The sequence below is a fragment of the Devosia algicola genome (assembly GCF_028816455.1).
Lineage (GTDB): Bacteria > Pseudomonadota > Alphaproteobacteria > Rhizobiales > Devosiaceae > Devosia > Devosia algicola.
The window spans coordinates 251,587-265,540 of record NZ_CP118246.1 but is presented as its reverse complement, the minus strand read 5'-3'; the positions used below and the strand labels follow the sequence as shown (position 1 = coordinate 265,540).

At 59.2% G+C, this 13,954-nt stretch carries 10 protein-coding genes and 1 pseudogene; 7 read left to right on the top strand and 4 right to left on the bottom strand.

From position 1 onward, the window contains the following. Window positions 1–78: 78 nt before the first annotated feature. Complete coding sequence (locus PSQ19_RS01390; protein WP_282219311.1) at window positions 79–1,335, top strand: N-acetylmuramic acid 6-phosphate etherase; 1,257 nt, start codon at window positions 79–81, stop codon at window positions 1,333–1,335. Window positions 1,336–1,383: 48 nt separating this feature from the next. Next, window positions 1,384–2,271, top strand: a complete 888-nt coding sequence (locus PSQ19_RS01385) for a DMT family transporter (protein ID WP_282219310.1) — start codon at window positions 1,384–1,386, stop codon at window positions 2,269–2,271. Here the strand turns inward: PSQ19_RS01385 and PSQ19_RS01380 are convergent. Genes PSQ19_RS01380 through PSQ19_RS01370 form a run of 3 tightly spaced genes read right to left on the bottom strand, consistent with a single transcriptional unit; the run spans window position 2,268 to window position 6,299 of the window. Then, window positions 2,268–3,383: an anhydro-N-acetylmuramic acid kinase gene (locus PSQ19_RS01380; RefSeq protein WP_282219309.1), complete on the bottom strand. Its 1,116-nt coding sequence runs from the start codon at window positions 3,381–3,383 to the stop codon at window positions 2,268–2,270. The genes PSQ19_RS01385 and PSQ19_RS01380 overlap by 4 nt on opposite strands. Continuing rightward, window positions 3,298–4,389 carry a serine hydrolase domain-containing protein gene (locus PSQ19_RS01375; protein WP_282219308.1) on the bottom strand — a complete coding sequence of 364 codons (1,092 nt, stop codon included), beginning with the start codon at window positions 4,387–4,389 and terminating at the stop codon, window positions 3,298–3,300. Before PSQ19_RS01375 ends, PSQ19_RS01380 begins: the two co-directional genes overlap by 86 nt. After that, window positions 4,386–6,299 carry an ABC transporter ATP-binding protein gene (locus PSQ19_RS01370; protein ID WP_282219307.1) on the bottom strand — a complete coding sequence of 638 codons (1,914 nt, stop codon included), beginning with the start codon at window positions 6,297–6,299 and terminating at the stop codon, window positions 4,386–4,388. The genes PSQ19_RS01375 and PSQ19_RS01370 overlap by 4 nt, the downstream gene beginning before the upstream one ends. 327 nt (window positions 6,300–6,626) lie before the next feature. Between PSQ19_RS01370 and PSQ19_RS01365 the strand changes: the two genes are divergently transcribed. From PSQ19_RS01365 to PSQ19_RS01345, 5 genes and pseudogenes are all read left to right on the top strand, one after another. Beyond that, entirely contained in the window at window positions 6,627–8,126 is a 1,500-nt protein-coding gene (locus tag PSQ19_RS01365; RefSeq protein ID WP_282219306.1) for an ABC transporter substrate-binding protein, read from the top strand. Window positions 8,127–8,201: 75 nt separating this feature from the next. After that, window positions 8,202–9,152 carry an ABC transporter permease gene (locus PSQ19_RS01360; protein ID WP_282219305.1) on the top strand — a complete coding sequence of 317 codons (951 nt, stop codon included), beginning with the start codon at window positions 8,202–8,204 and terminating at the stop codon, window positions 9,150–9,152. After that, window positions 9,149–9,976 (top strand): ABC transporter permease, encoded by an 828-nt coding sequence (locus PSQ19_RS01355; protein ID WP_282219304.1) that lies wholly within the window; start codon window positions 9,149–9,151, stop codon window positions 9,974–9,976. Before PSQ19_RS01360 ends, PSQ19_RS01355 begins: the two co-directional genes overlap by 4 nt. Before the next feature lie 3 nt (window positions 9,977–9,979). Then, window positions 9,980–10,977: pseudogene (dgcA, locus tag PSQ19_RS01350) on the top strand (N-acetyl-D-Glu racemase DgcA). A 196-nt stretch (window positions 10,978–11,173) separates the two neighbouring features. After that, window positions 11,174–12,814 carry a BCCT family transporter gene (locus PSQ19_RS01345; protein WP_282219303.1) on the top strand — a complete coding sequence of 547 codons (1,641 nt, stop codon included), beginning with the start codon at window positions 11,174–11,176 and terminating at the stop codon, window positions 12,812–12,814. A 74-nt stretch (window positions 12,815–12,888) separates the two neighbouring features. Here PSQ19_RS01345 and PSQ19_RS01340 read toward each other — a convergent pair whose 3' ends face one another. Next, a complete protein-coding gene (locus PSQ19_RS01340; RefSeq protein ID WP_282219302.1) occupies window positions 12,889–13,947 on the bottom strand; it encodes a dihydrodipicolinate synthase family protein in 1,059 nt (352 codons plus the stop codon). Between the last annotated feature and the right edge of the window lie 7 nt (window positions 13,948–13,954).

Here is a 13,954-nt window from a genome sequence, read left to right as displayed (position 1 = left end):
GGATTACCAAATAATCTTTCCGCAGATTGACGCGGCACTGGCGGCCGCCAAACGCGCCGCAAAACAACAGGAAACAAGATGAGCAGCACAGAATCCGCGTCGCAGCGTTTTGCCGGTATTGAGGACTGGGATAGTACCGATCTGGTCGATGGCATGGTGGAGGGGCAGTTTGCCGCCATCAGCGCGGTGCGCAGTGCGTGCCCGGCACTGGCGCAGGCGATTGACCTTGCAACGGAGCGCCTGGCGCGCGGCGGGCGGCTGATCTATATGGGCGCGGGCACTTCGGGCCGTATTGCGGCGCAGGACGCGGCGGAGTTGCCACCAACGTTCAACTGGCCGTATGAGCGGGCTCTTGTCCTGATGGCGGGCGGCAATGACGCGTTCTTCCTTGCAGCGGAAGGCGCCGAAGACAGCGAAGCGCTTGCGACCGAGGCGCTAGACAAGGCCAATGTTGGTCCCAACGATGTGGTGATCGCCCTAGCGGCGAGTGGACGCACGCCCTACGCCATTGCCGGGCTGGTTCACGCCCGCACCGTCGGTGCGCTGACAATCGGGATATACAATAATAGCGGCGGCAAGCTGGGCGAAGCATGCGACATTCCCGTCCTTCTTGATACCGGTGCCGAGTTCCTGGCGGGCTCGACGCGCATGAAAGCGGGAACAGCGCAGAAGGCCGCTTTGAACAGCTTGTCGACCGGGGTCATGATCAAGCTGGGCTATGTCTATCGCGGCCTGATGGTGGAAATGCTGCCTACCAATATCAAACTGGTGGATCGCGCCGCCAAAATGATCGCCGAGCCTGACCGACTCCCCTATGACAGGGCGCGTGAAACGCTTGAAATAGCGGGGGGCAGCATAAAGCTCGCCACCGTCATGCTCAACAAATCGATGTCCAAGGCCGAGGCGGAGAGCCAACTGGCGGCTGTCGGTGGCAGTTTGCGCCAAGGCTCTGGGCTAGGAATGAGCGTGCGCCTGGAAACCGTTGCAAACCCCGATCCGGCGGCGCTCGCTGCCATCGGCACGGGGCTTGGTCAGTTCAACGATACCGAGGTAGGACCCGCCGGGCGTCAAGCATTGGCCGTGCTGGTTCGCGGCCAGGGCGATGCCGTCGTGGGTGGCCTTAATGGTTACACGGCTTGGGGCTGGCTCTATGTGCAATGGTTATGGCTTGACGAGGCTCATCGCGGGCATGGTCTGGCAGGGCGATTGCTGGAGATGGCCGAAGCCGAAGCGTTGTTGCGCGGCAGCCATGGCGCTCATATCGACACTTTCAATCCGCAGGCGCTCAGGGTCTATTTGCGTGCTGGCTATGCCATATTCGGGCAGGCTCAATGATTTTCCCAAGGGTCGCACCCGTTATTTCCTACAAAAGCGATTGGCCTGATGGATATCAAACTAGTCGGCATTCTGCTTGGCGTTGGCGGCGTCATGGTGCTTAGCGCGATGGACAGCGTCGCCAAATCGCTCGGTGCCAGTCTCAATATTTTCGTGCTGGTTTTCGTGAGATATCTTGGTGCGGCACTCTGGCTGGCTCTCTATATGGCGATCACCGGACGCGCCTGGCCTCAGCGCAAGAACTATCGCCGCCACCTGCTGCGTGGCGCGACAATGGCGTCGACCGCCTGCCTGTTTTTTTATGGCGTGACCCATCTGCCGCTGGCCGTCGCCTCGGCGCTGGCCATGAGTGCGCCACTCTATATATCGTTGTTCGGCATTGTGTTGCTCAAGGAAAAATTCTCCGCATCCCTCGGCCTTGCCATCATAGTGGGCATCGTCGGATCGCTAATAGTAGTGCTCGGTGGAGCCCCGATTGTTGTTACGGGTTCGGCCGATATACTGGCTTGGGGTGCCGCCATACTGGCGCCGGTCAGCTATGCCAGCGCTATCGTTCTGCTCAAACATCACGCCACGGACGAGGGCGCGGCGTCCATGACACTAGCTCAATCACTTGTGGCGGCCGTCATCGTTCTGCCGCTGGCAATCGTCAATTTCACGCTGCCCGCCGGTTTGGCCTGGTTGCAGGTGGGTGGGATCGGACTATTGGGCGCCATCGGATTTCTGTTGCTGATCGCCGGACTGCGCCGCATACCAGCATCGGTTTTCGCCGTGGTCGACTATACGGGCCTGTTGTGGGCGGGAATGTTTGGCTATCTGTTTTTCGCCGAAGTGCCGCCGCCCCAACTTTGGATAGGCGGAACCTTGATCATTTCGGCTTGCGCCATCGGCACGCGCGGCCACCGGCCCCCGCGCATCAAACCAGCCAAAGTCTAGCCGGCGATCCTGCCGCCGGTCATCGGTTTCGCCACGCCCGTGGTGGTTGGAAAACTTATCGGCAGGTCGCGCAACGTTCGAACGGCAAGGTAGGCGAAACATTCGGCTTCAATGGCATCACCGCGCCAGCCGACCGTTTCGGCGGGGACGGCTTCGACACGGGCGCGCGTCGCCAACATCTGCATGATTGCGGAGTTGCGTCGACCGCCGCCGCACACAATCAGCTTGTTGGGCCGCCGGGGCAGCAGGTCCAACCCACATCCCACCGCAGACGTTGTAAACGCGGTCAGCAGCGCCGCGCCATCGTCAACAGTGCACCCGTCGGCCATTGCGGCGGTAAAATCGAACCGATCCAGCGACTTTGGATAGGCAGCCCTGAGGTACGGGTGGTCCAGCAATTGTGACAGACGCGCTTCATCAACGGTTCCGGCAAGCGCCAGCGCGCCATCGCGATCCATTTCGCCGTGGCCATGGGCCATGACAAAATCGTTGATCGGCGCGTTGGCGGGACCGGTATCGAAGGCGACGATCTGGTCCTTACCGTCCCACCAGGTAATGTTGGCGACTCCGCCGAGATTGAGTATGGCGTAGGTGCCGTCGGCCCCAAGCCCATGCATCAGCGCTGTATGATAAATTGCCGATAGCGGTGCGCCCTGCCCGCCCGAGGCGACGTCGGCGCTGCGAAAATCATAGGCAACCCGTGTGCTCAGACGCTCGGCCATAAGTGCGCCATCCCCCAATTGCCGCGTTGCGCCAATTCGACCGGGCTGCGGCGCACGATGCAAAACGCTCTGGCCATGAAACCCGACGATGCCGATATCGGCCATTGTCATGCCTTGATTGGCAACAAAGTCAGCGACCGCATCGGATTGGGCAATGGTTAGCGCCCGTTCAGCCTCGGCAAATATCGCCGGCTCCCGTCCCTCAAAATTCCATTCTTGGGCCGCGTTCAGTGTTGCCACCAACAACGCCCGCAAGTCTTCGCCATAGGGCGCGAGCGTATAGGTACCAAACTCGGCAACCGTCTCACCATCCGTCTTGAGCAGCGCGATGTCGATATTGCCGTCCAGCACCGTGCCAGTCATCAGGCCGATTGCCCAGATGGGTTCCATGGAAGTGTCCTAGGCTCAAATTGATGGCGTCGCCGACGGTGCGGCGGAGGTCGATGATGCCACTATCGAAATGGCGGGTGGGGTGCACGCGGTTGGTCAACAGGGTCCATGCGCGGCCAGCCGAAAAGTCCAGCCATAGTCCGGTGCCGGTAAAGCCGGTGTGCCCGATCGTGTCGTTGCTGCAATTTTGCCCGCCGGACCAGCCATCATAAGGTCGCTCCCAACCATGGGTGCGGCGGCTCGAAAGAGGCGTTCTTATCAGGGCGATGGCAGTTGGCGACGCACCGGAGCCATCAAGAAGTCCTTGGGCGAAGTTCAGCACCGAGTCGACAGTGCCGAAAAGTCCGGCATGGCCCGAGCCCTGCAACGCCGAGCAATTGTCGTCGTGAACCTCGCCGCACAGTACGCGATTGCGCCAGGTACAATCTTCGGTGGCAGCGCAATTTTGCGGGTCTGCCGACCATGCAAAGCCGGGACCGGGGTCCTGTTGCCGAATGGTCTTTTTGGCCAACCGTTCGAGCGCGAAGCCGAGCAGGATGAAATTGATATCAGAGTAAACGGAGGGTCCGGCACGCCATTCCCGTTGCAGTATGAAGGCGCGCAGCAGTTCAGGGTCGCGTCCATAGGTGTAGATTGGCTCCACCGCCGGAAACGGCGTCTGATGGCCCAGGCATTGGCGAAAGGTAATCTTTCGCTCCCAAGCGTCGGGATTGTATTGGCGGAAATCGGGCAGCACTGAAGTGAGCGGTGCGTCGAGGTCAATAGTGCCCTCATCGGCCAAGGACAGCATGCGGGAGGTGGTAAATATGGTCTTGGTCAGCGATGCCAGATCGAACCATGTATTTTCCGTCATCGGGCGAACGACTGGCGTTGTTTGTGCCTGCCCCAGATGGCGTATGGTGCGCGCGCCATCGCGATCCACTATTCCCAGCACAGCGCCGGGAATTTTTCCTGCGTTTACCGCGGCGGCAACTGGCGCGAACGCGGCTTCAAATCTGGGATTCATGCTTGATCCTGATAGAGATGGCAGGCCACCTGGCCCGTTGTTGGCGATCCCGTAGGGTGCTCCAGCACCGGGCGCACCGAATGGCAAATATCCATGACCATGGGGCAACGGGTATGAAAGGCGCAGCCCTTGGGCGGCTTGGTTGGATCGGGCAGTTCCCCCTGCAACACCACTCGTTTTTGGCGCGCCACGCCGGGCCGGGGAATGGCCGACAATAGGGCCTGGGTATAGGGGTGCTGAGGCTTGTTCATGATGGTCTCTGTGGGACCAATTTCAACAATTCGGCCAAGATACATCACTGCGATGCGGTCGCTGACATGGCGAATGACTGACAAATCGTGGCTGATGAACAGGATCGACAGGTTGAGGCGTTTCTGCAATTGGGCGATCAGATTGATGATCTGGCTCTGGATCGAAACGTCTAGCGCCGATACCGCTTCGTCCGCCACCAGCAGTTTGGGATCGAGCGCAAGGGCGCGCGCAATGGCGATGCGTTGGCGCTGACCGCCGGAAAATTCATGCGGATAGCGTCGGCCTGCATCAGGGGGCAGCCCGACCAGCGCCAGCAACTCGTCGACCCGCGCGTCACGGCTTGCCTGATCGCCGACGCCATGCACGATGAGCGGTTCGCCAATGATATAGCCAACGCTATGGCGCGGATTGAGCGAACCGAAGGGGTCCTGAAAAATCACCTGCAGATCGCGCCGCACCGCCTTCATTTGATGACGATCGAGTGCCGTCAAATCCTTACCGTCAAACAGGATTTGGCCGCCACTTGGCTCTACCAGCCGCAGCAGCGTCCGCCCCAATGTCGATTTTCCGCATCCGGACTCGCCGACGACGCCGAGCACTTCTCCCGCCGCAATATCAAGCGACACGTCGGAAACGGCCTGCACCACCGCGCCCTTGGCGCCCGGATAGGTTGTCGAGAGATGGTTGAGTTCGAGCAGGCTCATGCGGCGGGATTCCAACAGCGAGTCAGATGAAGGCTCGCCGGTTAACTCGGGCATGGTGCGCGGGCAGGCGTCGACCACAGCGTGACAGCGGGGATGAAATGTGCAGCCGCTTGGCCGCTGCCCCGGCGGCGGGACGGTGCCGGGAATAGCGGGCAACTCCGTTCCCGGCGCGTTTGACGCCGGGATAGTGCGCAGCAACGCCTCGGTATAGCGATGGCGGGGGTGGGCGAAAAGATCACTGGCGGCAGCCTGTTCGACAATGCGCCCTCCATACATTACCGCCACCCGATCGCAATATTGGGACACAACGCCCAAATCATGGGTAATCAACAGCACGGCCATGCCCGTCTCGCGGCGGAGATCATCGAGCAGGTCGAGGATTTGAGCCTGTACGGTAACATCGAGTGCGGTGGTCGGCTCATCGGCAACGAGCAATTGGGGATCGCATGCCAGCGCCATGGCAATCATAACGCGCTGGCGCTGGCCACCCGACATCTGATGGGGATAGCGGGTGAGCGCGGTATCGGGTGTTGGAATGCCAACTCGTCCCAACAGTTCAAGCGCCCGCGCCATTGCCACTTCCCGTGATATGGCGCGATGCAGCGTAACCACCTCGGCTATCTGGTCGCCGACGGTAAAGACCGGATTGAGCGAGGTCATCGGTTCCTGAAAGATCATGGCGATCTGGTCGCCACGCAGCGCCTCAAGTGCAGGGCCATCCAGATCGAGCACGTTGGCACCGCCGAATGCGATGCTGCCGCTATCGATGTGCATTGGCGGCTCGGCCAGCAAGCGCATGATTGACAGCGCCGTAACCGACTTGCCACAGCCGGACTCACCGACCAGCCCGAGCATCTCGCCGGGGGCAATGTCGAGTGACACCCCTTCTATCACGGGCCGGGAACCAACCGAAATGTGCAGATCCTTGATGCTTAGCAGCGCCGGGTCGGGCATTTCGGCTCCAGAAAACTGTCCCAATCGGCGCGCTCACCAACCCCAGCGCGCTCGATCAAGGGATATTGCCTTTGTTCCAGACCTAATACGTTTGGGCATGCAAAGTCCATACTGGTCTTATATTGGCCTGCAAATTTGCCGATATTCACGGAGCTGGCGGTGCAGCGGTGCTAATAGATAGAATCCTGATTTGTCGTTATGGATCGGCAAACGCTTGCACATATTCGGTGAGTGACATAGCGTAGGAGATACCAAGATTGGTCTTACATTGGCCTGCACCACGATTGGCTCGTCGTGCGCCCTGACACCGTAGGTTCTGGAGGAAACATGTCACTCAAAAAACTCAGCGCTGCGCTTCTCGCGACCAGCATTCTGGTCAGCACCGCCTCTGCCGCAACACTTAATATTGCCATTGATTCCTCGCCCGCCGGGCTGGACCCGCATTTGATTACGGCATTCAACTCGGTGGTTATTGTTCAGGACAATATCTATGAAGGCCTGACGGCAATTGACAAGGATCAGGCCGTCGTGCCGGGCCTCGCCGAGTCTTGGGAAATTTCGGACGATGGCCTGACCTACACATTCAAGTTGCGCTCTGGCGTGACCTTCCACGATGGATCGGCAATGGATGCGGAGGATGTTGCCGCCTCGATCCGTCGGGTGCAATCCGAGGCGGTGGCATCGCCGCTCGCCAGCCGCGTCAGCCCGATCGTGGATATCAAGATTATCGATCCAACAACCGTGGCGCTGGTTCTGGACGCGCCATTCGCACCTATCCTCTCCTCGCTGGCGGGCATCGCCATTGTGCCAGCGGAGATGGAAAAGGACGTGGACGCGCTTCAGCAGACACCGGACGGCACCGGGCCATTCAAGTTTGCCGAGTGGCAGCCAAATGGCTTTATCAGCCTCGACAAGAACGACGCCTATTATCGTGAGGGTGAGCCGAAGCTGGACGAGGTGGTGTTCAATTTCGTGCCCGAAGCGGCAACGCGGCAAGTGGGCATAACCAGCGGCGAATATGATCTGTTGCCCGGCATTGATCCGGCCACAGCGCTGCAATTGCAGGGCCAGGCAGGTGTTACGGTTCAACAAACCCGTGACCTTTCCTACACGCTGTTGGGCATGAATGTCAGCCGTCCGCCATTCGACAAGGTTGAGGTGCGCGAGGCGGTCAATATGCTGCTTAACCGACAGGAAATCATTGACGGAGCGCTGTTTGGCTCAGGCGTGCCGGCCGGACCGCTGTCGCCAGCCCTGACCGAATGGGCGCTCGATCCGAGCACTTTTAGTTGCTACACCACCAATGTAGATGGCGCCAAAGCGCTGCTTAAGGAGGCCGGCGTGGAAACGCCGATCAAGCTGACGATGAACGTGTTGCCGCGTCAGGATACGCGCGATATTGCCCAGGTCATTCAGCAGGAGTTGGCGGCCGGCGGCATCGAGGTTGAACTGATCAATCAGGAAATCGGTCAATTCGTTCAGGATTGGCGCAATTCCAATTTTGACATGTTCGTTTCGGCCAATGGCGGCAGCCCCGATCCGGATGGGTATTTCTATCGCACTTTCATCGGTGGCGGTTCGACCAATGTGTTCAAATATGATGATGCCGAGGTCGATAGCTGGCTCAATGAGGGCCGCGTCGAAACCGATCAGGCGGCGCGCAAGGCAATCTATGACAAGCTGCAGACCAAGCTGGCGTGCGACGGTCCGGTTGCCCACATCGCCTATGGGACGCTCAACACCGCTGTCAGCGACAAGGTCAAAGGCTTTGAAATTTATGCCAATGGCCGACTGACCAGCCTCGTCAATGTAACTGTCGACGAATAAGTATTGCCGGTGCGTTGCCATGGGTGACGCACCGTTTTTCCTGCGGTTCATGCCGCCCGAATTGCGGATCGCCTCATGTCCCAGCGTTTTTTGCTGAGCCGCTTCATCGACCTGCTGGTTGTGCTGTTTGGCGTATCTATCATTGTGTTCCTGATGATCCGTCTGATCCCCGGCGATGCTGTGGCGATCATGCTGGGCGCCAATACTGAAATCACCCCCGATCGTATTGCCGAGTTGAAATCGCGCATCGGACTGGATCAACCTATTCTGATTCAATATGGCCGCTGGATATGGGGCGCGGTTCAGGGCGATTTGGGCACGTCAATCTGGACCGGGCGCCCGGTCATGCAGGAAATCGGCGCCAATATCTGGCCAACCATTGAGCTGACGTTGCTCTCGGTGCTGGTTGGTGCCGGGCTTTCCATACCGTTGGGCGCTTTTATGGCCGAAGCACGCGGCAAGGGTGCTGAAGTATTTGTTCGTATTGGCGCGATTGCCGGGCTGACCATACCGTCCTTCTGGTTGGGCATCGTCTCCATCTTCATGGTCGCCAAGTTCCTGCCCGGCGTTCAGGCGCTAGGCTATGTGCCATTTTCAGAGGACCCGCTAGGCAATCTGCAACGCATGATCCTGCCGGTGATCGCGCTGTCGCTACCAATGCTGGCCAACCTGTCGCGACTGGTACGCTCGGCAATGCTGGATGCGCTCAGTCAGGATTATATCCGCACCGCCAAGGCCAAAGGGGCAAATCGGCGGCGGATCATCTACAAGCATGCCTTGCGAAATGCGCTTATTCCGTTCATCACCAGCGTTGGGGTTTCGGCGGGCTACCTGCTTGGTGGCGCCATCGTCATCGAGCAGGTTTTCGCCATTCCTGGGCTGGGTCGATTGGTGCTCGGGGCGATTGCGGAACGGAATTATCCCCTGGTGCAGGCCACCATTTTGGTGATGACCACGGCCTTTGTGTTGGTCAATTTTTTGGTCGACATGCTCTATGCCGTCATTGACCCAAGGGTGTCGCGATGATTGGTTTCGCGCGCCAGAACAGACTTTTCAGCTTCGCTGTGGTCTTTGTCGCACTTCAAGTTTTGCTGGCGGTTTTTGCCCCGGCGCTGGGGCTACAGGACCCCTATGCACAGATCATGGTGCAGCGGCTCAAGGGACCGAGCCCGGTTAATTGGCTGGGCACCGATCAACTCGGGCGCGACATTCTTTCGCGCATTATCTATGGCTATCGCACGTCGCTGCTCACCTGCGTCACCGCGGTGATTTTGTCGTTGCTGGCGGGGGGCACGCTTGGCATGCTGGCTGCCTATTATCGCGGCTGGTTCGACCGGATCGTCATGCGCCTGATGGATGTGCTGTTTGCCTTTCCCATCCTGCTGCTGGCCATCGCCGTGATAGCAGTGCTTGGTCCCAGTATCTGGGGCGCAGCCATCGCCATCGCCATTGTCTATACGCCGATTTTTTCCCGCCTGCTGCGCGGCCCAGCGCTAGTGATCTGCGAAAGCGAGTATGTGACCGGTGCCAAGGCTATCGGGGCGGGTGACATGCGCATCATTTTTCTGCACCTGCTGCCAAATCTGGCCTCCGTTGTGCTGGTGCAAACCAGCCTGCTGCTGTCTGCCGCTATACTGGTTGAAGCGTCACTGTCGTTTCTGGGTCTTGGCGCGCAACCGCCGACGCCGTCACTGGGCCTGATGCTATCAGAGGGGCGTAATTTTTTGTTGCTGGCGCCGTGGCCAGCCATTTTTGCCGGTTTTGCCATCCTGTTTCTGTCCTTCGGCTTCAATCTTTTGGGCGACGCCTTGCGCGACACACTGGACCCCCGACTACGCAAAGAAAGCTAGAACATGGCCGGCACCACGCTGACCGTTTATTCGGAACGCTTCGCGATAAAGGGTGGCTTTGCCATTTCGCGCGGCAGCAAGACCGAAGCCGAAGTGGTGACTGTCAAACTCACGCAAAACGGCAAAACCGGCTGGGGCGAATGCGTCCCCTACCCCCGATATGGCGAGAGCGTGCCCAGCACGCTTGAATCGATCAAGGCGCTGGAGGCGGATATTGCCAATGGGTTGACCCGGCAGGCACTGCAATCGCGCCTGCCACCCGGCGCCGCGCGGAATGGCCTGGACTGCGCCATGTGGGACCTTGATGCCAAGGCTCGCCGGGCGTAGCGTCGCCGACCTCGCGGGACTTTCTGTCCCACCGCATATCACCACGGCCTTTACCATCAGCCTCGACACACCCGAGCGGATGGCAACCGCAGCGGCGCAGGCGAGTAGATGGCCACTGCTCAAGGCTCAAGCTGGGCGGCGATGGGGACTGCGAACGCATAGAGGCAGTGCGGCGCGCTGTGCCGTGGGCGCGGCTTATCGTTGATGCCAATGAGGCGTGGTCAGCGACAGATATTGTGACCAATTTGCAGGCCTGCCAACGCGCCAATGTCGAGTTGGTAGAGCAACCGCTTCGGGCCGGTAATGATCAGGTGCTGAACCATATCCAGTCACCTGTGCCGATTTGCGCCGATGAAAGTGCCCATGTGGCAACCGGGCTGGCGAGTATCGCGACGCGTTACCAGGCGATCAATATCAAACTGGACAAGACCGGCGGCCTGACCGAAGCGATTGTGCTGATCGCTGCGGCGCGGGCACACGGCATACAGATCATGCTAGGCTGCATGGTCTGCACGTCCCTGTCTATCGCCCCCATCGCACTGCTGGCCACGGCGGCGAACTGGTGCGATCTGGATGGCCCATTCCTTTTGACAGAGGACCGACCGCACGGATTTCGCAGCGTTAACGGCGTCGTTTTGGCAAAGAGCGCCCAATTGTGGGGCCTGCCCGCATAGCGATCGCTGGGCGAAAAATTCTTGATGCTGAAGACAGAGGTCCGTTGGGCGCTACGATCGAACAATTACCCAATTGGGGCGCAAAGGTGACGTCGGGGGTCCGGTCTGTTAGCCTTGGTAATCACATTTGCTGCGACTCGACCCGGCTTGGACATTCCGAGCCGCCATGTCTTATCCAAACAACATCGGAATCCCAATGGCCACAGACAATGACGAACTCGAGGAAATCCGAGCGCCCGAGGGGCCGACCGAGATCATCGAGACGGACTATTCTGTCGGCCAGGACAATATCGCGTCCAAGATTGGCGCGCTCAAGATTGACATCCACAATCCTGTCTTTCTGATCTCAGGCGTGTCGATTGTCGCGTTCGTGGCATTGACCATGGTGTTCGGCACGACAGCCACCGACTGGTTCATTGGCCTGCGGGATTTCCTGACAGCCCGATTTGACTGGTTCTTCCTGTTGGCGGGCAACATATTCGTGCTGCTGTGCCTGGGCCTGATTGTTTCGCCGCTCGGCAAAATCCGCATTGGCGGCCGCGATGCAACTCCGGACTACTCCTATGCCGGGTGGTTGGCCATGCTATTTGCGGCAGGTATGGGCATTGGCCTCGTATTCTATGGGGTTTCCGAGCCTGTTTCCCATTTCACCTCGTCGCTCGGCGGGATCGCGAGTGAAGGCGGCATTCGCTCAGATTGGGCGCCGCTTGGCGGGGCGATTGGCGATGCCGACGGCGCACGGCGCCTGGCCATGGCCGCGACCATATTTCACTGGGGGCTTCACCCCTGGGCGATCTATGCCGTTGTGGCGCTGGCGCTGGCGATCTTTTCGTATAACAAGGGCTTGCCGCTGACGATGCGCTCGATATTTTATCCCGTTCTGGGCGAGCGCATCTGGGGATGGCCGGGCCACATCATCGATATCCTGGCGGTGTTCGCGACCCTGTTCGGGTTGGCGACCTCGCTAGGGATCGGCGCCGGGCAAGCCAGCGCGGGCCTCAACTTCCTGTTCGGGTTGCCCATCAACAACGTCACCATGGTCGTGCTGATCATTGCCATAACCGGAATTGCGCTCGTCTCGGTTGTTGCGGGGCTCGATGCCGGGGTAAAGCGGCTATCGGAGATCAATATGGTGCTGGCCGCCCTCCTGCTGCTTTTCGTTATTGCGGTGGGGCCAACTATTCAGATCCTCAATGGATTTTTCGCCAATCTTTGGTCCTACGCCAGTCACTTACCGGCTCTGTCCAACCCATTCGGTCGCACCGATGATAATTTCCGGCATGGGTGGACCTCCTTTTACTGGGCGTGGTGGATATCCTGGTCGCCATTTGTGGGGATGTTCATCGCGCGAGTTAGCCGCGGCCGGACGGTGCGCGAATTCCTGATCTGCGTGATGCTCATCCCGGCGCTGGCCAGCGTTTTGTGGATGACAACATTCGGGGGCACCGCCATCAGCCAGATCGTCAATGACGGCTATCAGGCGGTTGCCGATGCCAGTCTTGAACTGCAGTTATTCCAGATGCTGGCGGCGCTGCCCTTGACCCAGATCGCCTCGTTCATCGGGATCATACTGGTGGTCGTGTTTTTTGTGACCTCGTCCGATTCAGGATCATTGGTGATCGACACGATCACTGCGGGCGGCAAGACCAACTCGCCGGTGGGCCAGCGCGTATTCTGGGCTGCATTCGAGGGTCTGGTGGCCATTGCACTGCTGTTAGGAGGTGGCCTTGCGGCGCTTCAGGCAATGGCGGTGTCGACCGGCTTCCCCTTCGCGATCATCTTGCTAATAGGCAGCGTGGCATTGGTAAAGGGATTATTAGACGAACCGCGATCCTGACCGTTCAATCGGCCCGCCCGGTCTTGTGACCGCGCGGGCCAACCAACACCAACTAGTTCGGCTACAATCCGGCTCTAGCCGTCCAACCACCGCTCGAGATTGTCAGCGACGAACCGATCGTCGTTCAAAGCGGGATAGGCACGATAAACGCGGTCAATTTCGTCCGCCTGCCCCTTTCCCATGCCTTCGTTGGGATCCAGGCACAAGATGTTCTCAAGCAGGCCCTGACGGCGCAGCACTTCGTGCAGTCCGGCAATAACGCCATCAAAATTATTGGCGGCGTCGAAGAAGGCGGCATTGCTGTCGGTTACGGCGGCATCACGGGTCCACCAACTTTGATCGATTTTGCCCGATGGCGGCAGGGCGTGAACGTCGTTGAGTAGTTGAACCGCTTTTAGGGTCCAAACTGACCAATGCCCCAATAATCCGCCTTTGATGCGGATATGGTCGGTGCCGTTGTCGGATTCCACCGGAAAGGGCGTCAACAAATCTCCCACGATATGATCGTCATTGCCGGTATAAAGGGTCACTCGTGATTGTGCGCCTGCCGCGGCGACACCCCGGACGACATCGAGCGTCTTGTAGCGGTTAAACGGGGCGATCTTGATGCCGATGACATTTTCAATTTTGGCAAATCGGTGCCAAAAATTGTAGGACAGGTCGCGCCCACCAACGGCGGCCTGCAGGTAAAAGCCAATGATCGGCATGATTTTGGCAACGCTGGCGCAATGGGCGATCAATTGGTCCTCGTCAGCTGCCCCCATGGCGCCCAATCCCAATAGCGCTGCGTGGTAACCCAGACCGCGCGCAAGTTCGGCCTCGGCGATAGCCTGACGGGTCTGGCCCATAACCCCCGCGACCATGAAGGGGGTCTGTGCAACCCAGCCCTCTGCCTCCTCCATGGCGATGCGCAGGATCGGTTCGTATAGGCCAACATCGCGGATGGCGAATTGGGTGGTGTGAACGCCAACAGCAAGCCCACCCGATCCTGCATCCAAATAATAGCGGGTAAGCGCGCGCTGACGGCGATTATCGAGTTCGCGTTTATGGGTCAGTGCCAAGGGATGGGCAGGAATGACGCAACCAGCACGAAACTGTTTTAGGGCGTCCGACTCGATATCCTCGATCAACATTGAAAAT

Coding starts and splice junctions, on each gene's coding strand:
- PSQ19_RS01390 (WP_282219311.1), top strand. CDS start 79: ATGAGCAGCACAGAATCCGCGTCGCAGCGTTTTGCCGGTATTGAGGAC.
- PSQ19_RS01385 (WP_282219310.1), top strand. CDS start 1,384: ATGGATATCAAACTAGTCGGCATTCTGCTTGGCGTTGGCGGCGTCATG.
- PSQ19_RS01380 (WP_282219309.1), bottom strand. CDS start 3,383: ATGGAACCCATCTGGGCAATCGGCCTGATGACTGGCACGGTGCTGGAC.
- PSQ19_RS01375 (WP_282219308.1), bottom strand. CDS start 4,389: ATGAATCCCAGATTTGAAGCCGCGTTCGCGCCAGTTGCCGCCGCGGTA.
- PSQ19_RS01370 (WP_282219307.1), bottom strand. CDS start 6,299: ATGCCCGACCCGGCGCTGCTAAGCATCAAGGATCTGCACATTTCGGTT.
- PSQ19_RS01365 (WP_282219306.1), top strand. CDS start 6,627: ATGTCACTCAAAAAACTCAGCGCTGCGCTTCTCGCGACCAGCATTCTG.
- PSQ19_RS01360 (WP_282219305.1), top strand. CDS start 8,202: ATGTCCCAGCGTTTTTTGCTGAGCCGCTTCATCGACCTGCTGGTTGTG.
- PSQ19_RS01355 (WP_282219304.1), top strand. CDS start 9,149: ATGATTGGTTTCGCGCGCCAGAACAGACTTTTCAGCTTCGCTGTGGTC.
- PSQ19_RS01345 (WP_282219303.1), top strand. CDS start 11,174: ATGGCCACAGACAATGACGAACTCGAGGAAATCCGAGCGCCCGAGGGG.
- PSQ19_RS01340 (WP_282219302.1), bottom strand. CDS start 13,947: ATGTTGATCGAGGATATCGAGTCGGACGCCCTAAAACAGTTTCGTGCT.